We start from the raw sequence: 21877 nt of genomic DNA on the forward strand, positions 1-21877 counted from the left end.
CACGCCCTTCGACTAGCTCAGGGCGAACGGACGTTAAGTCGTGACATCCTTCCCGATCCTTTCCGTGATGCTCGCGATCCCGGCCATTGCCGCGGTCGCCTGCCTCTTCCTGTCCGCGCAAAGCGCGCGCTGGCTCGCGCTGGCTGCGACGCTTGTCGATCTCGCGCTCGGCGTGATCCTGTGGCTCAGCTTCGACATCGGCGGGGCGCAGTGGCAGTTCGTCGAATATGCGCCGGTGTTCGGCCGCTTCGCCTGGGCACTCGGCATCGACGGTTATGCGCTGCTGCTGATCGCGCTCAGCGTGTTCCTGATGCCGATCTGCATCGGCGCGTCGTGGCAGGCGATCGAGAAGCGCGTGCCGGAATATATGGCGGCGTTCCTGCTCACCGAAGTGCTGATGATCGGCACCTTCGCGGCGCAGGATATCTTCCTGTTCTACATCTTCTTCGAAGCCGGCCTGATCCCGATGTTCCTGATCATCGGCATTTGGGGTGGCGCGAACCGCATCTACGCGTCGTACAAGTTCTTCCTGTACACGCTGCTCGGCTCGCTGCTGATGTTCATCGCGATGCTCTACATGAGCATCACGGCCGACACGACGTCGATCCCGGCGCTGATGAACTATGACTTCCCGCCGGAAGTGCAGACCTGGCTGTGGCTGGCGTTCTTCGCCTCGTTCGCGGTGAAGATGCCGATGTGGCCGGTCCACACCTGGCTGCCGGACGCGCACGTTCAGGCGCCGACCGCCGGTTCGGTGATCCTGGCTGGCGTGCTCCTGAAGCTCGGCGGCTACGGCTTCCTGCGTTTCAGCATCCCGATGTTCCCGGAGGCTTCCTCGCAGCTCGTGTGGCTCGTGTTCGGCCTCAGCGCGGTGGCGGTGATCTACACCAGCCTCGTTGCGCTGGTGCAGTCCGACATGAAGAAGCTGATCGCTTATTCGTCGGTCGCGCACATGGCGATCGTCACCATCGGCCTGTTCGCGTTCAACGCGCAGGGCATCGAGGGTGCGATGCTGGTGATGCTCGGTCACGGCTTGGTGTCGGGCGCGCTGTTCCTGTGCGTCGGCGTCATCTATGATCGCCTGCACACCCGTGAGATCGCGCGCTACGGTGGCCTTGCCAACAATATGCCGCGCTACGCGATCCTGTTCCTGTTGTTCACCATGGCCTCGATCGGTCTGCCGGGCACCAGCAACTTCCCGGGCGAGCTGCTCTCGCTCATGGGAACGTACAAGGTCTCGACGACCGTCGCGCTGCTCTGCACGACGGGCATCATCCTTGGCGCCGCCTACATGCTGTACCTGTATCGCCGTGTGGTCTGGGGTGAGATCAAGTCGGACGAGGTTCGCGCCATGCCCGACCTATCCAGCCGCGAAATGTGGCTGCTGGCGCCGATCGCCGCGGTGGTGCTGTGGATGGGTGTCTATCCCGAAAGCTTCATCGCGCCGATGCGTGCCGATACCGAGCGCCTGCTGGCCCGGATCGAGCGTGCGCAGCCCGCGGGTGACTCGCGGCCGACGCCGGGCACGGGAGTGATCCCGGCCGCCCACGCCGAAGGACATTCCGCGCCCAAATCTGACGCCCATGGGGAGGCGCACTGATGGATTACGCATCGCAGGTCGCGATGACCCTTCCCGAAATCGTGCTGGCGCTCGGCGCGCTGGCATTGATGATGGTTTCCGCCTGGGCGCAGCCTTCCGCGACGCGGGCGATTTCATGGGCGGCCGTCGCCGTCCTGCTCGGTGCCTGCCTTGCCCTGATCGGTCCGGCCACCGCTGGCGGCAGTGCCTTTGATGGCATGTACCGGGCGGACGCCTTTGCCGGTTTCAGCAAGGTGCTGATCTATATCGCGGCCGCCGTCGCGATCCTGCTCGCCCCGACTTTTTTTGAGCGCACGGCGGGCGACGATCTGCGGCCGGAATATCCGGTGCTGATCCTGCTTTCGGCGATCGGCATGGGCATCATGGTGTCCGCCGGCGACCTGCTGACCCTCTATATCGGCCTCGAGCTGCAGAGCCTTGCGGCGTATGTGCTGGCCAGCTTCATGCGCCAGGATCAGCGTTCGGCAGAGGCGGGCCTGAAGTATTTCGTGCTCGGCGCGCTGGCCAGCGGCATCCTGCTGTATGGCATCAGCCTGGTGTACGGATTCACTGGCTCGACCATGTTCTACGAGGTTGCGGGCGCCTATGCCGCGTCGCCGCTCACTGGTGAAGCAAAGTCGATCGGCCTAATGTTCGGCCTGGTCTTCGTCTTCGCCGGCATCGCCTTCAAGATCAGCGCCGTGCCTTTCCACATGTGGACGCCGGACGTGTACGAAGGCGCGCCGACGCCGGTCACTGCCTTCTTCGCCTCCGCCCCGAAGGTCGCGGCAATGGGGCTCGCCGCCCGCGTCGCCATCGAGGCGATGGGCCCGGCCGATGTGCAGTGGCGTCAGATCGTGATCTTTGCCGCCCTGGCGTCGATCATCTTCGGTGCAGTGGCCGCGATCGGCCAGAGCAACATCAAGCGGCTGCTTGCTTATTCCTCGATCAACAACGTCGGCTTCGCGCTGATCGGTCTCGCGGCCGGTACGCCCGAAGGTGTCGCTGCGGTGCTGACCTATATGGCGATCTATGTCGCCATGACGCTCGGCTCGTTCCTGGTCGTGCTGCAGATGCGCGACGTGACGGGACGGCCGATCGAAACGATCGCGTCGCTGTCCGGCCTGTCGCGCACGCGCCCTGGCCTGGCCGCCGCACTGGCGATCTTCATGTTCAGCCTCGCCGGCATTCCGCCGCTGTTCGGTTTCTGGGCGAAGTTCGCGGTATTCGATGCGGCGGTTCGTGCTGGCCTGTTCCCGCTGGCCGTAGTCGGCATCGCGGCCAGCGTGATCGGTGCGTATTATTACCTGCGCGTCGTCAAGACCATGTACTTCGACGAGCCGGCGGAATCCTTCGGTGAGGGGGACAAGCTCGAAGGCGGGCTGATCGCCGTGGCGGCGGTTGCCGTCTCGCCGCTCGGCTATCTCGCCATTCCGCTGCTGGGCAGCTGGACGATGGCGGCCGCGCAAGCCCTGTTCTGAGTGCAGCCGTTCTGACCCGTATTCTAACGGTCGCCGAAACGGGCTCTACCAACGCCGACCTCCTCGCCCTGGCCGCCCGGGGCGAGGAGGAAGGCGTTTGGCTCCGTGCGGAGCGGCAGACGGCTGGACGTGGCCGTCAGGGGCGTGACTGGTCCTCGCCGACCGGCAATCTTTACGCCAGCACGCTGGTGCAGGCCCGACCGGACGATCCGCCCGCACCCTCGCTCGCGCTGGTCAGCGCCGTGGCGCTTGCCGAAACGATTTCGGTGCTCGGCTGTCCCGCCGTCACCATCAAATGGCCGAATGACCTGCTGCTGGATGGCGCAAAGCTTGCCGGCATTCTGCTGGAACGCAGCGGTAATGCGATCGTGATCGGCTTCGGGGTGAACCTCGCCTCGCATCCCTCCATCGACGGTCGTCGCACCGCGAGCCTCGCCGGCCGATTGTGGATCCACTCCGTCGCTGAGCTCTATGATCATCTGACGGTCGAATTCGCCCGCTGGCTCGGCATCTGGCGTGCTCAGGGGCTGGCTCCCGTCGTCGCGCGGTGGCAGGCGCAGGCACATGCGCCCGGAACGCCGCTCAACGCCAATCTGGCGGATGGGACGACCATCACCGGCACATATGATGGTCTTGCGCCTGACGGGGCGCTACGGCTGCGCTTGGCGGATGGCAGCGTGCATGTCATCCATGCCGGCGACGTGTTCCTGGTATAGGGGGAGGGGTTTATGCTGCTCGCGATCGATGCGGGGAACACCAACATCGTCTTTGCGCTGGTCGACGGGCGCGAGATCAAGACGCGCTGGCGCATCGCCACCGACCCGCGCCGCACGGCGGACGAATATGCGGTCTGGCTCAGCCAGCTGCTGACGCTGGAGGGTTACCAGCGCTCCGATGTGGAAGGTGTGATCATTTCCACGGTGGTGCCGCGCGCGCTCCACAATCTGGAAGTGCTCTCCACCAAATACTTCGATCACCAGCCGCTGATCGCCGGTCGCCCGCCGGTCGAATGGGGCGTGGCGCTGGACGTTGACGAGCCGCAGAATTTGGGCGCCGACCGCGCGGTGAACACCATCGCCGCGCACGCGCTTCATCACGGCGATCTCATCGTCATCGACTTTGGCACAGCCACCACCCTCGACGTGTCGGACTTCAACGGTGCGTACAAGGGCGGGATCATCGCGCCGGGCATCAACCTGTCGCTCGACGCACTGGTCAATGCCGCGGCCAAGCTGCCGCGCATCGCGATAGAGGCGCCCAAGGGCAATGTCGGCGTGATTGGCCGTAACACCGTGGATCAGATGAACATCGGGATCTACTGGGGTTATATCGCCATGATCGAGGGGCTGGTCGCACGGATGAAGGCGGAGATCGGCCGCCCGGCAAAGGTGGTGGCGACCGGAGGGCTCGCCACGCTGTTCGAGCAGCATACCGACGTGTTCGATGCGATCGAGCCAGACCTGACGATCCAGGGACTGGCGATCATGTGGGAACGTGCCCATATCAGCAGGTGAGTTTCACGGCCTTTGCGCTCGGCAGCGCGCGGGTCGGCGGTTTCGCCGATCGGTGCCTCGGGTGTTTGGCCTGGCCCGGATCGCACTGGGCAATGACGGAATTGGGGAACGCCTCGCCCAGCAATCATGAGGCCGGCAATGCACGGGCGCCCGAAGTGGCGCCTGCACCTTCGGTATGCGCCAAAGGTGTGGATTAAGGACAAAGACAATTTCCAAGAACGACGAACTGCTCTTCTGCGCCCTTGGTGGCTCCGGCGAGATCGGAATGAACGTAAACCTGTACGGCTGCCGCGGCCGCTGGGTGATGGTGGACTGCGGCGTGACCTTTGCCGATCACAGCTATCCCGGCATCGATCTGGTGCTGCCGGATCTTTCGTTCATCGAGGATCGGCTGGAGGAGCTTGGCGGCATCGTCCTCACCCACGGGCATGAGGATCATATCGGGGCGCTGCCCTACCTCGCCGATGATCTTGGCGTGCCTCTTTATGCTACGCCGTTCACGGCAGGCCTCATCCGCCACAAGCTGGAAGAGGAACGCATCGCCGATCGCATCGACCTGCGCGTCATCACGCCGGGCGAACGCTTCAAGGTCGGCCCGTTCGACTTCCAATTCGTGCCGATGTCGCATTCCATTCCGGAAGCGAATGCGCTGATTATCGACACGCCGGCCGGCCGGGTCTTCCACACCGGCGATTGGAAGCTGGATGCGGCGCCGGTGATCGGCACCCCTGCCACCGCGGCCGAACTGACCGCGATCGGCGACCAGGGCATCGACGTGCTGGTCTGCGATTCGACCAACGTGTTCAATGCCGAGGCGTCCGGATCGGAAAGCGAGGTTCGTGTCGGGCTCTCCGAAACGATCGCCAAGGCGCGCGGCCGCGTGCTGGTGACGACCTTTGCCTCCAACGCTGCGCGCCTTCAGACGCTCGGCGCGGTGGCGAAGGAAAGCGGCCGTGCGCTTTGCGTCGCTGGTCGCTCGCTGGATCGGATCATCAAGGTTGCCCGTTCCTGCGGCTATCTCCGGAACTTCCCGGACACGATCACGCCTGATGAAGCGATGCGCATGCCGCGCGATCAGGTGCTGATCGTCGCGACCGGCGGCCAGGGGGAGGCGCGCGCTGCCCTCTCGCGGATCGCCGAGGGGTCGCACCCGATCAAGCTGGACGCCGGCGATACGGTGGTCTTTTCGTCCAAGCAGATCCCCGGCAACGAAGTGGCGATCGGCCGTATTCAGAACATCCTGGCCGGTCGCGGCGTGGCGATGGTCACCGAAAAGCAGGCTCACGTCCATGTGTCGGGCCATCCGGGACGTCCGGAGCTGGCGCAGATCTACGGATGGTTGCGCCCGCGCGTGCTGGTGCCGGTCCATGGTGAAATGCGCCACCTGATGGAACAGGCGCGGTTCGGCCTTGCGCAGGGGATCCCGCAGACGATCGTTCAGACGGACGGCGATCTCGTCCGGCTGGCGCCGGGCGCGCCGGAGAAGATCGGCCACGCGCCGGTCGGGCGTCTGGTGCTGGACGGGGACGTCATCCTGCCGGCGGACGGCGCGACCATCAACGAGCGGCGCCGGATCGGTCTTCATGGCCAGGTTTCCGTTGCCGTGGCGGTAACGGATCGTGGCCGCCTGGCCGGATCTCCGCAGGTTCGGCTTCAGGGCATCCCGGTCGAGGAGGAACGCGCGGCCTTCATCGCGGAGGCGGAGGACGCCGCGGCGGAAGCGGTGCAGGGCGGTTCGCGCGATCGTGACCGGCTGCGCGAGGAGGTCCGTCTGGCGGTACGCCGCTGTGCCACGCGCTGGACCGGCAAGAAGCCGATCGTCGATGTTCTGTTGCTGGAGGTGTGACGCACCATGAAGTGGACGTCGGCGCTCGCGATCTACATCCTCTTCTGGACCTTTTCCGTCTTTCTGGTGCTGCCCTTCGGGGTTCGCACCAGCGAGGAGGCCGGCGTTGAGCGGGTGGCGGGGCAGGCGGACAGCGCGCCCCATGAATTCGCGCCGGGCAAGATCGCGCTGCGGGTGACGATCGTCGCCACCGTGCTGTTCGCGCTGTTCTACGCGAATTACATTTACGGCTGGATCACGCCCGACATGGTGGACATGACCAAATACTGATCCTGCGAGCGACGTCTCGCAGGCGGGCCGCCGCTCCTATGCGGAGCGTGAGGGCGGAACGCGGCGTCACCGCCGCCCTTTCCTGATCCACGCTGCGCCGGTTGCAGCAGCGCCGGGAAAAGAGGAGTCCGCCGCGCACGGCTTGCCGCAGCGAGATCGGCCAGCCGCGCCGCCACCGATCGATCCCCCAGTCTTGATTTCGCCCTTGCCCTGACGCCACGGTGCGGCACGCGGGCACCGGCGACCGCGCCCGGCGGCGCGCCACCGGCTCAGTAACCCCGGTAACGCGCCTGAACCCGGTTCGCTCAGCGCAGTCGTTCGATCGCCTGCGCCAGTGCCACGTACAGCTTGCCCATGTCCGACGACAGCAACGTCACGCCCAGCGGCGATCCGTCGCGCTGGGTCAGGATCACGCGAAGCATCGCTTCGAAATCGTGGATGTAGCGGTTTACCTGGTCCCGGAACTCGGCATCGTCGTCGTAGAAGGACGCGATCTGCCGCTGGTCCACGTCCTCCAGCAGGCGGACGGCGCGGCGGGTAAACACGCCCCGGTCGCCCTTCAGATACGCTGCCCAGGCGCTGTCCGCGACATCGGACGAGAAGCTGCGCGTGATATCGATTGACGCGGAGTTCAGCGCCTCGATCAGCTGCGAGGCACGCCGCGCGAAGCTTTCCAGCTCCTGCTCCTCGCGCTCCGTACGGGCACGCTCGATCTGCGAATCGACGGTGGCCGACAGCGATTCGATCTCCTTCAGCCGCTCGTCGAGGCGATCCGCTGCCTGCGACGCTGCCTTGACGGCGACTTCGGCGGTGGCGGCGATCTGGTGGATCTGCGTGTCGAGGCCGGCATTCACCGCCCGGCGCAGCGCGTCCGCGCCCGATTTGCCCAGCGCATCGGCCGCTTCGGGAATGACGCGGGCCAGCACTTCGCGGGCATGCTCCGCCGCCTGGCTGGCCGTGTCGCGCACCCGCAGCAGCATCTCGATGAGCCGGGGCGCGGCTTCCTCGGCGAAACGATTGGCGCGGTCGGCGGCTTCGTCCACCATCTGGCCCATCGCATCGGCCTTCGCCCGGCCGGTCGCCAGCGTCTCGAGCAGGTTGCCGGTCAGCATGTCGACGTTGCCGCGCTGATCCGCGATGACCTGCGCAATTGCTTCGATGGCCGAGTGGGTGCTTTCCGCCGCCGTCACCAGCGCGAGCAGTTCCGGCTTGGCCGCAGCCACCACCGCCTTGGCGGCGACCACGCGCGAATCGAGCCGGTCAACTGCCGCCGGCAGCGTCTCGTCGATTTCCCGAGCTGCTGCATCGAGGGCGATCAGCAGCGCTTCGGTGGTGGAGATCGCCTTGTTCGCCATGGCGTCGCCGGCCGCGAGTGCCTCCGTCATCGCATCCGCCGATCCGCCCAGCGCGCTGATCGAAGCGGCCAATAGCTGGGAACGCTCCACGCCTTGATGATGCAGCCGCTGCAGCCGGTCCTCGACCCGCGCGATGCCGCCTTCGAGATCGCCGACCAGCCCGTCGCCGGCCGCACGCTGGCTGTCGAGCCGCTCGGCGATGCGCTCGATCACCGCTTCGATCCGGCCGACCCGTTCGGCCAGCGCCTCGGCGCTCTCGCGCGCCGCCGTGTCCAGCGCGGCCTGGTTGGTGCTGACCATCGCCAGCATCGCATCAGCCTGCGCAGCGATGCCCTTGCGCGATTCCTCGACGGCGTCGGCCGTCCGGTTCAGCAACGCGTCGACCGCTGCCGACATCTCGCCGGTCACTGCCTCCAGACGGGCGCCGGCGCTCTCGCTGGTGCTCTCCATCCGGCTCAGGTGAGCGGCAAGCTTCTGCGCGGCGCTGTCTGCCGCCGCCTCGGCCTCGCGGCTACGCTCCGTCAAAGCGACGATCTTCGCCTCGAGCGCTGCTGCCTGTTCGCCGGCCGTGGCGGCAGCGCCTTCGATCCGGCCGATCAGCGACTCGGCATCCGCCTGCGCCTTGGGCATGGTCTCCAGCAGCGCGGCCAGGCTGTTCTGAGCGTTGCCGGCCGCCTCGGCCAGCGATCGGGCATGAACGTCGGCCTGGTCGATCTCTTCCGATAGGCCGCGGCCGATCGTGGCGAGGCGAGCCGTCGCTTCGTTGCCGATCGTCCCGATCTCCCGGGCCTGTTCGGCCAGCCGGTGGCGGTTGTCCTGCAAGGTGTCGGAGAGCGACGAGACCAGCCATTCCAGCGCCGCGGCTTCTTCGCGCATCGCGTGGGCAGTGGCCGCGAAACGCCGCGCCTCCGCCCAGCTTGTGCGCAGCAGGATCAGCCAGACGATGCCGGCGAGCGCTGGCCCGACGACCAGGGCCGCGGCAAACTGCGCCCGGTCGAGCGCATCCATCTTGGCGAACTGATCGCTGGCCAGCCACAGCAGCACACCGATCCAGATCAAGGAAATGGCGACGAGCGCGATCGGCACGGCCATCTCGCCGCGCGACGACGGCGCCGTCACCTCGGGCGGAGCGTGATAGTCCTGCTCCGCCGGGCTGGGATGCTCAACCGCTTCTGCCGGCACGTCCGGTGCGCTGGTTTCGTTCATCTCGCTTGCGTCGCGCGTACGGATGTCGATTATCGTCTGCCCCCCAGTCATGGGGCGAGATGTACCATGAAATCCCTCTGCTGAAAGCGAATAGCGGAAACTTGCGATTAAGCGTTTCGTGGTAGCGTCGTGCGAATGGCGATCGATCCGGGGGCAATCGATGCCGCATTGGCGGCGGCAGTGGGGGATGATCCCGCTCTGATCGCCGAACTGCGCGCCGCGTTCGTGGACAGCGCGCATCGCGGCCTCGCCGCGATCGAAAATGCCGCTGACGAGGAATCATGGCGCGCTGCCGCCTGGCGATTGAAAGGGCTCGCGGCCAGTTTCGGTGCGGTGCGGCTCGTTGCGCTCGCGACGGAGGCGACACGGCGGCCGGTCGGCGATCGCGCCATGATCAAGCGCTTGCGTCAGGCGATTGCGCGGCTGTAGCGCCGCCGTCGCATGGGGGCGAATTTCCGCTGCCGATGCATCCGCTTGATGATTGCTCAGCGTACGGACAGACCGTAACAGCGCGCGATGCTCGCAGGGCTGATCTTTGCCGTTCAGGATGCGGACGACCAAATGGGGGCGCTCGCCGCCACGCTGCCGTTCGCCGGAATGACGGTGATCGAATATCAGGCGCGCCTGCTCATTTCCGCGGGCGTGTCGCAGATCGTGGTGGTTGTCTCGCGCTTGCCACCGGAATTGCTTGGCGCGGTTGCGCGCATCGGTCGGCGCGGGGTGACGGTGGATACCGTGCGCAGCGCCGGCGAGGCAGCGGCCCGGTTGCACCCGCTGTCCCGGCTCCTGATCCTCGCCGATGGCCTGATTACCACCGAAAGCGTGCTGGTCCCGCTGGCGCGCGAGCAGGGCGACGCATTGCTGGTGGTGCCGGAAGCGGAGGCTGACGCCGGTTATGAGCTGATCGGTGGCGGTGATGCCTGGGCGGGGATCGCGCGTCTCGACAGCAAGCGTCTGGCGGAAGTCGCCGCCATGCCGCGCGATTATGATGTTCAGTCCTCGCTGCTCCATGTTGCGGCACAGGCGGGCGCGCTCCGGCTGGTGCTTCCGGAGGGGGAGCCCAGGATCGGCCACGGCATCGAAACTCGCCGCGAAACACTGGAAATGCGTAGCCGCGCCGTTGTTGGCGCCACCCTCGCGGCTCGGCCGGGCTGGTTCAACCGTTGGCTGGTTCGCCCGCTCGCTCGCGTCGCCATGCCGTGGCTGATGCGCCGGCATGTGCCGACCACCGTGTTGGCCGGCGCCACCGCGGCCATCGGGCTCACCAGCCTTGTCGCGCTGTGGGGCGGGCAACTCACCCTGGGTTTGCTGTTGGGCGTTTTCGGGGTGGCCGTGGGCGCGCTTGCGGCGAGCTTCGCCTGGCTGCGCGACGAAGATGTCCTTGCACGCGCCATGGCGGCGGCCGTGCTGGGCGTGCCGGCGCTGGCGGCATTGCTGCTCGGCCATGCCCTTGATGCCGAAACGGGGGAGCTTACCGGCCGTGTGCTCGCGCTGGCGCTCGTCGCAGCAGGGGCGCTGGGCTATCGTGCGATCCGGGCTCAGCGGCCGGATTGGTGGGGCGATGCACCCGCCTATCTCGTCACGCTGGCGGTTGGCACGATGCTCGGCATGCCGTTCCTGGGCCTTGTCTGCGCCGCGCTTTACGCCACCGTCACGTTGGCGCTCGCAATCGAGGCGCTTCGCGCGCCAGTTTAGCAGCCCTTTAACGTGACCGGCGCTAGGTGCGCTCTCATGTCGGTCGATCAAAGCGACGCCTCACAGGCCTGCAAGCCGCAAACAGCACCGCTATTGGCGCGTGCCGCGGCTGCCGCCGTGCGGTCTGACGTCCATCTGGCCTCTGCCATTCAGGACTTTTTTCTGGCTGAGGGCGATCGGCTGGATGATCGAACCCGCGCCGCGACGGCGGCAACGCTGCGTGCCATCCTTCACTCCATTGCGCATGATCTGACCGGTCATGCGGCGGAGCAATTGGCCGGCCATGCCGTTGAACCCTGCACGGCGGCGCTGCCGCGCCATGCCGCGGCGGGCGCGCTGGTGCACCGCCTGTATGCATCGGGATTGTTGCGGGACCGCGGCTTGATGGAGGAACTGTTTGCGCAGGCCCGACAGGATATTCTGAGTGATGCGCTCCTCGTCAATCGCGCGCCGGGTGCGACGCCGTCATTCTTGCCGGCGCTGTCCGCCGGCAGCGATGAGGGGCTGGCGGATGCGGCCATCGCCTATCTGCACGCGGAGAACGCCCGGCGAGCCGGCGGCCGATCGGATGTGCCCGGCCCGCTTCGGGAACGCCTGACCTGGTGGGCCGCGGCTGTGCTTCGTGAGAAATGGTCTGGGGGCTCGTCGGGCCGAATCGCCATCGACCGTGCGATCGCTGGTGCGGCACAGCACAGCATCTCGGCGTACCGCGATGATGATCGTCTTGAGGCGATTGCAGATCGGCTCGCCGCCTTGCTTCGTCCCGGCGCCGCCGAACTGTCGGAGCGATTGGTCCAGTCGCTCGAAGAGGGGCATCTCGCGCTCTTTGTTGCGCTTTTGGCGCAGGTGCTAGCGGTCGATGCCCGCGAGATCCGGGCTTTGCTGCTCGATCCCGCCGGGGAGCAGCTGTCGCTTGCCCTTCGGGCGGCGGGCCTTGATCGTGCGGCCATTGCCCGCGTCGGATTTCTGCTCACCGAAGCCGATCCCCGCCGCGATATCGAGGCGTTCGCAGACACGCTGGACGTCGTCGCCATGATTGCGCCGGAGGAAGCCCTGGAAGGGCTGGCCCTGCTCACCTTGCCGACGGATTTTCGCGCGGCGGTGCGTGCGCTGGATCGTGCGGTGGCGCGGTGATCGACGTTCCCGCCTTTACCGCGCGTCTGGATGGCAGTGACCGGCTGATCGAGGCCGATGCCCGCTTTGCCGCGCTCAACGAGCGTGCTGGCGGCGCTGTTGGCCGGCCGCTCGCCGCGCCGCCGCTTGCCGCGCTGGGCCGGCTGGCGCGCCGGCTCGGCATTCCGGTCGCGCGGGCAGTGACGATCGCGGATGCCGATCAGGATCTCGACTGTTGGGTTCACGCGTCACCGGCCGCGGAAGACGTCGTCCTCGCCATCTCGCTGATTCGTGAGCGCCCGGCCTGGCAGCCGTCCCCCTTCAGTGGCACAGTGCCGCCGCCCCCGGACGGCGACTGGACGTGGGAGGTCGATGCCCACTTGCGTATCCAGCAGCTGCTGATCGCGGCCGGGGTCTGCCACGGTGTCGATCCGGTTACCGCCCTGGGCCAGCCGCTGACCAAGCTGCTGTCGCTGCAAAGCAACCCGGATGGGGTCGTGCCCTTGCTGGAAGCGGTGGCGTCGCTCGATGACTTCTCGAATCAACCTGCGGTTCTGAACGGCAGCGGCGCTCAGGTGATGCTCGCCGGCCATGTCCGGCTGGATCGCGGCGGTGGCTTCGGCGGGTTCGTCGGCGCCGCCTATCACCACAAGCTGTCCACCTTGCCGGATCCCCGCATCGGCGGTCTGTTCAATCACCGGCTCGACACCATCTTGCGGCGCCCGCTGGGGCAGATCGTCGCCAATGCCGACAGCATCAATGCGGGCGTGGATGGCGACATCGACTCGCAATATGCCGACTATGCCGCCGATATCGCCAGCGCCGGCCGGCACCTCATGGGCTTGATCGACGATCTTTCGGACATTGAGGCGATTGAACGCGAGGATTTCACCGTCGAGGATGAGGGCATCGATCTGGCGGACGTGACCCGCCGTGCCGCCGGCCTGTTGTCGGTACGGGCGGCCAATGCCGGCGTGACGATCGACCGCGGCGATCTGGACAGCGCCATGCCGGCGCACGGGGAGTTTCGCCGCACCCTGCAGATCATGGTCAATCTGATCGGCAATGCGGTGCGCTACTCGCCCCGCGACGCCATCGTCTGGCTGCGGCTCCAGCGCGACAGCGACCGCGTCTACGCGATCGTCGCCGATCAGGGGAAAGGCATCGCGCTCGACGATCAGGAACGCATCTTTGCCAAGTTCGAGCGGGTCGATCCCGGCGAGCCCGGCGGAAGCGGGCTCGGCCTTTACATCGCCCGCCGTCTCGCCCACGCGATGGGCGGTGATCTGACGGTCGATAGCGCGCCCGGCGAAGGCGCCCGATTCGTGCTGAGCTTGCCCGCCGCCTGACCGCTCTACGCGAATGCTTGAACCTGGTGGCCGCGATCCGAAAGAATGCGGCCGAATGGACGCCGCAGGGCGGCCGCCGGCGGGCTGGAACAGGCCAAACTTCTCCGGATCACGCCCGCCCCGGAGGAGCTTGGCGCTATTTCGAGGCTTGCTCGATCCGGAACAACCGCAATGGCGAACGCTTGGGCAGCGGCACCGGCGTCAACCAGTCGAACGTCTCGCCATGCGCCAGCCGGTCATAGAAGCCGCCAGGCGAGCGGTCCCGGTAAACCGTTGATTCCGCCATGTTCGGGCAAACCAGCATCAGCGTCGCGCCATGTTTCGTCATGATGGCGCGCGCCTGCTCTGGCGATCCCTTGAAGGCATGGTGGACATCAAGAATGGCGTCCCCGTTGCGGTGATACGGTCCGGCGACCGCATCATGATGGGTCAGCGTGATCAGCCGCGGCCCCAGATCGACAAAGGTGAAGATCGTCGTGCGGGGCAGCTGGTTCAGCGGCTCCATGGCAGGCACCGTCACGCACAGCCCCGTGGCACGATTGACCCTCTGAACATAGGGTTTGGGCCGGTCGATCGGCAGCGTGCGCAGCATAACCGTCGAAAAAGAGCCGGAAATCACCAAGAACACCGCGGCGCCGGCAAAGACCCGGACGAAGATCGACCGTTGCGCCAACAGCCAGGGCAAAAGGATGAAGGCGAGAGCCGTCACGCCCGGCACCGCCATGAGCTGCGCCGCGGCGCCGGCCCTGACCTGCCACAGCAGCATGGCTGCAGAGAATAGCGCAAACAGGCTGACACAGGCCCATCCCGCAAAGCTGTCGCCGCGTCGCGCGCGCCACGTCGCTACTCCCGCCCCGATCAGCCCCATCACCGGCAACGCGGCGAGCGGAAAAGCGGTGCGGAACGGATGCCGGTAAATCGGCTTCGCCTCGCGCACGTTGCTCAGCCAGCTGGTGTAAAGCTCGTCCGAAACCTGCTCCGGTCGTGCGAGGCACTGCGGAAACATCCCCGCGAATGCGCCGGCGATGGCGCCGCCGACAATCACGGCGAGCAACAGCCGGACCCTGCGATCAGCAGGCGACAGCATTGCGAGCAGCGCGAGGCCCGCCCCCGCCGCGACAAAGACGCTCAGCCAGATCGGCGTGAGCGCATCGCACCGCATCACCCGGTTAGCTTCCGAGGCGAAGACCACGTACCCCGCCGCACATCCGCCGCCCAGCGCCAGCGCATAGCTCATCAGGCGCGGCCGCTGCGCTGAATCTCCAATCCAGCGCAGGGCAATGATCGCGCCCGCCATCGCGCAATAAGGCAACATCTCAAGCCCGATCGCTAGCGACACCGCGCTCGCCAACCCGACGATCGCACCGCCGCGCGCGCCTTTGGGATCGCACAGCCCGGCTACCGTCAGGCTAAGCATCGCCAGCTGCCAGCCATGATGGTCGATACGGTCGGGCATGAACATCGTCAGGGCGACCGTGGAGCTCATCATGAAGATGATCGCGAGCGGCCATGCGAGCGGCGCCACCAACCTGCGTACGGTGGCACCCAGCGAAACCAGCACGATGCCGAGCGGCAGGAGCGGCGCGATGCCGCAAGCGAGCTTCTCTGCCTCCGCAACGCCGACGAACGGGCGCAGGAGCAGGATCAGTCCGGCGATGGGAAGATCGACGATGCGCGACCAGTGAATGTCGAAACCGTGTGGCGGATTGAGCCGGTAGTTGCGCAGGTCATACCAGCCCTGACCGTCGAGCAGCGCACGCACCTGCATCAAGCGCATGTTATCGTCGGTATCCCCCAGCGAGAGCCAGTGGATCGCCGCCCAGCGCTTCCAGACGTAGAAGATCGCGATCACCACCCAGGCTATGGTGGTCAATTTGATCCAGTGCCGGTCCAGCTCGTTGGCAAGCGGTTTTAGTCGGTTGTTCACGGGGCTTCCCTCGCCGGCGTCGGGGCACTAGACGCCCGCCACATTCAATTGCTCGCTCTGGCTAGTTGAAAGGCACCACTTCTCTTCGGCCACGGAAAAGGGCAGGGCTTTGACAGGCTCAGCCTGAGCGGGCTGTTCGTGGCGCTCGCCTCTAGCTGAGGCGGCACAAAGGGCAAGGCGTGGACGCAATCCGCAAAAGACATGCATCCGGAATGCAGGATACCTTCTGGCAGCTGGTCCGCTTCGGCATAGCGGGGGGGCTCGCCACGGTGTGCTATGCCGCCGTCTATTCGCCGCTTGCTGCGCTCGAGATCACGTCCGAACAGGTGGCGAATATCTGCGGCTATCTGGTCGCGATGTCGTCCGGCTACGTGCTCCACAGCAAGTGGAGCTTCCGCGGCCATGGCGCATCCGCCACCAGTTCGATGCCCAAGTTTTTTGCCGTGTCGCTGGTCAGCTATGCCGTGAACACCTTCTGGGTGTGGCTACTGACTGATGATGCGATGTTCGCCGGCGCTTGGTGGTGGCCGCTCATCCCGATCGTTCTGGTGACGCCGCTTGTCACCTTTGCACTCAATCGTTTGTGGGTATTCGCCTGATGGATCGTCGCGTCTATGACCGCATGGCTGAGCATGATTCCACCCACTGGTGGTACCGTGCGCGCCGTGACATTCTGTCCGACTATCTGAGCCGCGAAGCACGGCTCCCGGCGCAAGCGCGCATCCTCGAGATTGGCTGCGGTACTGGCCACAATTTGCCGATGCTTGCGCAGTTCGGCACCGTGGATGCCATTGAGATCGATCCCGCCGCCCGGGATGTGGCCGGAAAGCGCCTGGGGAAGCCGGTCGGCGACGCCCCGCTGCCCGCGCTGCCCGGTGTTCCGCACGGCCAATATGATCTGATCGCCGTGCTCGATGTGGTGGAGCATATCGAAGACGATGTCGCCGCCCTTCGTGCAATGCGGGAACGGCTGGCCCCCGGGGGCAAGATCCTCATCACCGTGCCTGCGCATCAGTGGATGTGGAGCGCCCATGACGTGGTGAACCATCACCACCGGCGCTATTCGAAAAGCAGTCTTCGCCAGGCGATCCTGGCCGCAGGCCTTCTTCCGCGCAAGCTTGGCTATTTCAATTCGTTGCTGTTCCCGCTTGCGGCGGGCGCCCGGCTTGCGGGCCGAGTGACGGGGCGGGACGACAGCGATGATACGCCGCCTCCAGGCCCCGTGAACGCGCTGTTCGAGACCATCTTCCGCATCGAACGCCATCTGGTCGGACGAGTGCCCATGCCTCCTGGCGTGTCGATCCTGACCCTGGCGGAGCCCGCCTGACGAACGAGGTGGCCGCGATGGACGCGGGGGCGCTTATGCGCGGTCTTCGTCCACCACTTCACTGTGCGGAATGCGCGTGCGTGCGGCCTGGAAGCCCAGTGTCGACCGGCGATGGACGGTGCCAGCGATGTCCGCCACGAGATAAAGCGGCCGGCGCTTCGACTCGATGTACAGGCGCCCGATATACTCGCCGATCATGCCGAGCACGAACATCTGAACCGCGCTGAGCACCGTCACCACCAACATGGTGGACGTCCAGCCCTGCACCGGGCTGCCGTCGAAATAACCCCACAAGATATAAACCAGCAGCAGAACCGACGCGCCCGCCAGTGCGACGGAGGCGTGGCTGGCGAAGCGCAGCGGCGCGGTTGAGAAGCCGGTTACCGCGTCAAAGGCCAACCGCAGCATGCGTGACAGGGGGTAGTTGGTTTCCCCTGCGTGCCGCTCCGCGCGATCATATGGGAACGGGACTTGGCGAAAGCCGATCCACGCCACCATGCCCCGAATGAACCGCGCCTGTTCAGGCAGCGCAAGCAGGGCGTCCAGCGCGCGGCGGGTCATGAGGCGGAAATCGCCCGTGTCCAGCGGGATGGGGGTGTCGGTGAGCCGATCAAGAACCCGGTAGAAAGCCGCTGCCGTCGCTTTCTTGAACAGGGTTTCGCCGGCGCGCTTGCGCCGCACTGCATAGACGACGTCCGCGCCTTCCCGCTCCATGGTTTCCCGCATGGCTGTCACCAGCTCGGGCGGATCCTGAAGATCGGCGTCGATGATGAGGATCTGCTCGCCCGAACACAGGTCCAGCCCGGCGGTGAGTGCCAGTTGATGGCCATGGTTGCGGGACAGGTTGATCGCCGCAAGCCTTGGGTCTGCTACGGCGAGTTGCTGCATGATCGGCCAGCTCGCATCGCGAGAACCGTCGTTGATGAGGATGATCTCGTGATCCTCGCCCACGGCGGCCATGGCGGCCGCGGAAATCCGCTGGTGCAGCAGGGGCAGAGTGGCTGCTTCATTGTAGCAGGGTACGACGATCGAGAGTGCGGGACGGTGCATGATCGCCGCGATCTACAGACCGCCCCGCACGAAATCACGTGGAAGTTGCGCCTCAGGCGCGCGCTTGTTCCTCCACCAGCCGTTCGAGGATCGTCAGCGGCACCGCGCCATACTGAAGCACCTCATGGAATTGCTTCAGGTCGAAGCGATCGCCGCGGATCCGTTGTGCACGTTCGCGTGCGCGCACCCAGGCGGCGTGTCCCACCTTGTAGCTGCACGCCTGCCCCGGCTGGGTGCAGTAACGCTCAACCTCGCGCTGGGAACGCGGCTGCGCGAAGCCGACGGTCTGGACCATGTAGTCGGTTGCCTGTTCGCGGGTCCACCGCTTGGTATGAAGGCCCGTGTCCACCACCAGCCGCGCGGCGCGGAACAGATAGCTCTGCAGGAAGCCGGCGCGCTCCAGATCGTCGGCATAGCCGCCAAGCTCGTCGGCCACGCTCTCCGCGTAAAGCGCCCAGCCTTCCGAATAGGCGCTGAAGAAGCTGAGGTTACGCAGCAGCGGCTGCGGCGCCTTTTGCGCAATCGAGATCTGCAGGTGATGTCCCGGCACGCCTTCGTGATACGTGAGGCTCGGCAGCGAATACTTCGGCCAGTCTCCGACGCTCTTCAGGTTGATCCAGTAGATTGCCGGACGCGAACCATCGAGCGCGGCGCGGCTGTAATAGCCATTGGAGGCGCCGTCCTGAATCTCCACGGGCACAGCGCGGATGTCCAGCGGCTCGCTCGGCGGGTTGATAAAGGCTTGGCCCAGCTTTGCCGTCAACGCCGCATTCCCCTCGTTGAGGCTCTTGATCAACGCCACCCGCCCTTCGGGCGTGTCGGGGTAAAGCTGGTCGGCCCGCACGTTCAGCTCGTTGAGCCGTGCACCGACATTGCCCTTGGTTAGACCCTGCTTCTTCAGGATTGCGTCCAGCTGGGCAGTGATCTCTGCCACCTGGTCGAGGCCCATCTTGTGGACCTCGTCGGGCGTAAACTTGGTGGTGGTGGCCTGTTCCAGCGCGGCTGCGTAAATCGCGCCGCCCTGCGGGATGTCCCAAATGCCTGCCGAGTTGCGCGCCTTTGGTCGAAGCGATTTGATGAGCGCGATCTGCCGATCCAGCGCTGGATAGATGTCTGCTTCGACGATCCGGGCTGCGCGCGCCTGCCAGTCGCCCGGGATGTTTTTGGCGGCAGCGCGCTTTGCGACGGATTGGGCCAGGCCGCTTTCGGCCGCAGTGGGGGAGCGCAGCTTCGCCATCTGGACGAGCGTTAGATCGAGCGAGAAATCGGGGGCAAGGTAGCCGCGCGCTGCCTCTTCCTTCTGATCGGCGGTCTCCTGATCCAGCCGCTTGGCGAAGGCGCCCAGCCGATCAAGATAAGCCTCGCAATCCTCAGCGTTGTTGATCGTGTGAGCCGAGTTTAGAAAGTCGGGTGTCGAGAAATAGCTGCCGCCTTGCTGAAAGATGGTGAAGGGGCGCTGCACGCCATCCAGCTTGAACCGGTCATAGGGAATGGCCCGGGTTTCCAGCGAATACAGAACGACCTCGCGATCCAGCTTTGACCGGGGCGATAGGGGCGCGGGATCAACCGCCCGAACTGCCGCGATAGCCTGCTTGAGCTCCGCTCGTGCTGCGGCCTTGCCGGCTGGAGAGCTGTCCGCGAGCCGCCGCTTGAGGGCGGCATTGGCGCCCTTGTCCATGCCCAGCGACGTTGCGAGCTCGGGCGAACGCTGGAGCGTTTGTGCGAACACCTTGTCGAACAGCGTGTTCAGCTTCGCATCGGCGGGGTTCGCCGGCGTGGCGGCAGTACGCTGAGCACGAAGGGCTTCGGGAACCAGGGCGAAAGCGGACGCTGCGCTGGCGGACGCGAGGAAGGTACGGCGATCCAAGGGCTTGTGCCTTTCACTGAGGTAGCGACACAATCCTAGTCATGGCAGTCATGATGCCGCAAGTGAGCGCGGCAGCTTTCTCCACCATCGGCGGCGACGCGATAAGAGCGCCCCTTTGCCGCCGCCTTTGTGGCAGGCGCCTGCAAGCAGCCGTGTGTCGTGGCCTTGATCAGACCCGTTCGACAGAGTTCACCGCGTCCGCAGCCCGCAATGCTGCCAGGAGGCGCATCAACTGATGGGCGTCATGAACCTCGACGTCGATCATATTGGTGTGGAACTGGGTGTCCCGCGTATCGAGACGCAGGTTGATGATGTTCGCCTTGTGCTGCCCGATGATCGTGGCCAGCACACCCAGAGCGCCGGGTTCGTTCTTCACCTCAACCGAGATGCGCGCCGTGGCCCCCTCGGTCTTGGTGCCCCATTTCACGTCCAGCCAGTCGGTTTCCTCCTCCGACCGATCTGCGAGTTCGGCAAGGGTCGGGCAGTCGATCCGGTGCACCTCGATAGACGCGTCGGGGCGGCGCAAGCCGACGATGCGGTCGCCGGGAACAGGGTGGCAGCACTCGCCCAGTTCATACGCGACGCCTGGCGCAAGGCCGTCGATCGAGATCGCTGAGGATTGCGGCGGCGCATGAGCGACATCGGCGCCGGCCGACCCCGGCATCAGCGCCTCCATCACCTGGGCATCGGTCAGGGTGCGCCGGGCGATCGCTTGCATGAGCGCCGCGTCATCGGCCAGTTTCAGGCGCTTGAGCGCGTGAGAGAGCGCATCGCTTCCCAATGGCGCAGGCAGACGTGCAACAATGTCGTCGTAAAGCTTGCGGCCGAGCGCAATTGTCTGGTCGCGTTCGACCTGCCGCAAGTGGCGGCGGATCGCAGCGAGGGCCTTGCCGGTGATCGCAAAGTTCATCCAGTTCGGCTGCGGCGTTTGCGCCTTGGAACGAAGCACCTGCACCTGGTCGCCATTCTCGATCACGGTGCGCAGCGGAACGACCCGGCCGTTGATCTTCGCGCCGACCGCTTGATCGCCCAAATCGGTGTGAACGGCGTAAGCGAAGTCGATCGGTGTGGCGCCCTTGGGCAATTGGATCAGTTCGCCCTTGGGTGTAAAGGCGAAGATGCGATCCTGGTACATCGCCATGCGGGTGTGTTCGAGCAGCTCCTCGGGGCTGCCGGCGGTGTCCAGGATCTCCACCAGATCGGCGATCCAGCTATGCTGGGTCTGCGGGCTGACCCGGGCGCCCTGCTTGTAGGCCCAGTGTGCCGCTAGGCCGAACTCGGCCTCGGCATGCATTTCCTCCGTGCGGATCTGGATTTCAACGCGCTGATTCTCGGCGTGGATCACTGACGTGTGAAGCGAGCGATAGCCGTTGCGCTTGGGCGTGGAGATGTAATCCTTGAACCGGCCGGGCACCATCGGCCAGCGGCGATGGATATGGCCCAGTGCCGCGTAGCAATCATTCTCCGTTTTCACGATCGCCCGAAAGGCCATGATGTCGGACAGCTGCTCAAAGCTGATGTGCCGCTCCTGCATCTTGCGCCAGATGCTGTACGGGTGCTTCTCGCGACCGGTCACTTCTACTTCGATCCCGTGTCGCGAAAGAAGCATCTTTAGGCCTGATGCGATTTTCGCGATCCGATCGCCCCCGCCGGATTTCAGTTGTTCCAGACGGCGGGTAATCGACTGATAGGCTTCGGGTTCGAGCTGCTGGAAGGCGAGCGTCTGCATCTCCTTCATGAACTCATACATGCCGATCCGCTCGGCCAGCGGCGCATAGATCTCCATCGTCTCGCGCGCGATGCGGCGACGTTTCTCTTCGGACTTGATGAAGTGAAGCGTCCGCATGTTGTGCAGCCGATCGGCCAGCTTCACCAGCAGGACCCGGATGTCGCCTGACATGGCGAGCAGGAACTTGCGCAGGTTCTCTGCTGCGCGCTCGCTTTCTGTCTGCGCCTCGATCTTGCTCAGCTTGGTGACGCCCTCGACCAAACGGGCGACATTATCCCCGAACAACTGCTGGATCTGGTCGCTGGTCGCGACCGTATCCTCAACGGTGTCGTGCAGGATCGCGGTTGCGATCGTTTCATCGTCCAGATGAAGCTCGGTCAGGATGCCGGCGACCTCGATCGGATGGCTAAAATAGGGATCGCCGCTGGCGCGCTTCTGCGTCCCATGAGCGTTCACGGAGAAGACGTAGGCGCGATTAAGCAGCGCCTCGTCGGCGTCCGGGTCATATTCGAGGACCCGATCTACAAGTTCATATTGCCGCAGCACGGTTAGGATCTGAGCAGGCGGAA

Annotated in this window: 17 protein-coding genes; 12 read left to right on the forward strand and 5 right to left on the reverse strand. The window is 65.6% G+C overall.

The features are described 5' to 3' along the window. Positions 1-40 precede the first annotated feature (40 nt). From LQ954_RS00900 to LQ954_RS00925, 6 genes are all read left to right on the forward strand, one after another. Entirely contained in the window at positions 41-1600 is a 1560-nt protein-coding gene (locus tag LQ954_RS00900) for an NADH-quinone oxidoreductase subunit M (RefSeq protein WP_227771263.1), read from the forward strand. Then, on the forward strand, positions 1600-3060 hold the full coding sequence (gene nuoN / locus LQ954_RS00905; RefSeq protein WP_231021466.1) for an NADH-quinone oxidoreductase subunit NuoN: 1461 nt from the start codon (positions 1600-1602) through the stop codon (positions 3058-3060). Before LQ954_RS00900 ends, nuoN begins: the two co-directional genes overlap by 1 nt. Positions 3061-3080: 20 nt before the next feature. Next, complete coding sequence (locus tag LQ954_RS00910; protein WP_231022687.1) at positions 3081-3776, forward strand: biotin--[acetyl-CoA-carboxylase] ligase; 696 nt, start codon at positions 3081-3083, stop codon at positions 3774-3776. Positions 3777-3788: 12 nt separating this feature from the next. Beyond that, positions 3789-4574: a type III pantothenate kinase gene (locus tag LQ954_RS00915; RefSeq protein ID WP_227771265.1), complete on the forward strand. Its 786-nt coding sequence runs from the start codon at positions 3789-3791 to the stop codon at positions 4572-4574. Positions 4575-4782: 208 nt separating this feature from the next. After that, positions 4783-6420, forward strand: coding sequence for a ribonuclease J (locus tag LQ954_RS00920; RefSeq protein ID WP_231022688.1), 1638 nt, complete (start codon positions 4783-4785; stop codon positions 6418-6420). Between the two features lie 6 nt (positions 6421-6426). Next, positions 6427-6690, forward strand: a complete 264-nt coding sequence (locus LQ954_RS00925; RefSeq protein ID WP_227771266.1) for a DUF1467 family protein — start codon at positions 6427-6429, stop codon at positions 6688-6690. Between the two features lie 305 nt (positions 6691-6995). On the opposite strand, the gene LQ954_RS00930 is transcribed toward LQ954_RS00925, so the two are convergent. Continuing rightward, positions 6996-9302 (reverse strand): hypothetical protein, encoded by a 2307-nt coding sequence (locus tag LQ954_RS00930; protein WP_231021468.1) that lies wholly within the window; start codon positions 9300-9302, stop codon positions 6996-6998. A gap of 84 nt (positions 9303-9386) precedes the next feature. Here LQ954_RS00930 and LQ954_RS00935 point away from each other — a divergent pair, with 84 nt between their 5' ends. The 4 genes from LQ954_RS00935 to LQ954_RS00950 all read left to right on the forward strand — a co-directional run bounded on the left by LQ954_RS00935 (position 9387) and on the right by LQ954_RS00950 (position 13408). Then, positions 9387-9680, forward strand: coding sequence for an Hpt domain-containing protein (locus LQ954_RS00935; RefSeq protein WP_227771268.1), 294 nt, complete (start codon positions 9387-9389; stop codon positions 9678-9680). An 87-nt stretch (positions 9681-9767) separates the two neighbouring features. Continuing rightward, entirely contained in the window at positions 9768-10946 is a 1179-nt protein-coding gene (locus LQ954_RS00940; RefSeq protein ID WP_231021470.1) for a hypothetical protein, read from the forward strand. Between the two features lie 36 nt (positions 10947-10982). Beyond that, the gene (locus LQ954_RS00945) at positions 10983-12080 is read left to right on the forward strand and encodes a DUF2336 domain-containing protein (RefSeq protein WP_231021471.1); all 1098 of its coding nucleotides are present in this window, start codon (positions 10983-10985) and stop codon (positions 12078-12080) included. Continuing rightward, positions 12077-13408 (forward strand): sensor histidine kinase, encoded by a 1332-nt coding sequence (locus tag LQ954_RS00950; protein WP_231021473.1) that lies wholly within the window; start codon positions 12077-12079, stop codon positions 13406-13408. Before LQ954_RS00945 ends, LQ954_RS00950 begins: the two co-directional genes overlap by 4 nt. Before the next feature lie 136 nt (positions 13409-13544). Here LQ954_RS00950 and LQ954_RS00955 read toward each other — a convergent pair whose 3' ends face one another. Next, positions 13545-15335, reverse strand: coding sequence for an AcrB/AcrD/AcrF family protein (locus tag LQ954_RS00955; RefSeq protein WP_231021475.1), 1791 nt, complete (start codon positions 15333-15335; stop codon positions 13545-13547). 212 nt (positions 15336-15547) lie between these two features. On the opposite strand from LQ954_RS00955, the gene LQ954_RS00960 reads away from it, so the two are divergent. Together LQ954_RS00960 and LQ954_RS00965 are read left to right on the forward strand one after the other, a co-directional pair. After that, on the forward strand, positions 15548-15934 hold the full coding sequence (locus tag LQ954_RS00960) for a GtrA family protein (RefSeq protein ID WP_231021477.1): 387 nt from the start codon (positions 15548-15550) through the stop codon (positions 15932-15934). Then, complete coding sequence (locus LQ954_RS00965; RefSeq protein ID WP_231021480.1) at positions 15934-16662, forward strand: class I SAM-dependent methyltransferase; 729 nt, start codon at positions 15934-15936, stop codon at positions 16660-16662. Before LQ954_RS00960 ends, LQ954_RS00965 begins: the two co-directional genes overlap by 1 nt. 33 nt (positions 16663-16695) lie before the next feature. On the opposite strand, the gene LQ954_RS00970 is transcribed toward LQ954_RS00965, so the two are convergent. From LQ954_RS00970 to LQ954_RS00980, 3 genes are all read right to left on the reverse strand, one after another. Continuing rightward, entirely contained in the window at positions 16696-17712 is a 1017-nt protein-coding gene (locus LQ954_RS00970; protein ID WP_231021482.1) for a glycosyltransferase family 2 protein, read from the reverse strand. A gap of 52 nt (positions 17713-17764) precedes the next feature. After that, positions 17765-19579 (reverse strand): DUF885 domain-containing protein, encoded by a 1815-nt coding sequence (locus LQ954_RS00975; RefSeq protein ID WP_231021484.1) that lies wholly within the window; start codon positions 19577-19579, stop codon positions 17765-17767. A gap of 169 nt (positions 19580-19748) precedes the next feature. Further along, positions 19749-21854, reverse strand: coding sequence for a RelA/SpoT family protein (locus tag LQ954_RS00980; protein WP_227771277.1), 2106 nt, complete (start codon positions 21852-21854; stop codon positions 19749-19751). Between the last annotated feature and the right edge of the window lie 23 nt (positions 21855-21877).

It is taken from the genome of Sphingomonas sp. IC-11 (genome assembly GCF_021043365.1).
Lineage (GTDB): Bacteria > Pseudomonadota > Alphaproteobacteria > Sphingomonadales > Sphingomonadaceae > Sphingomonas.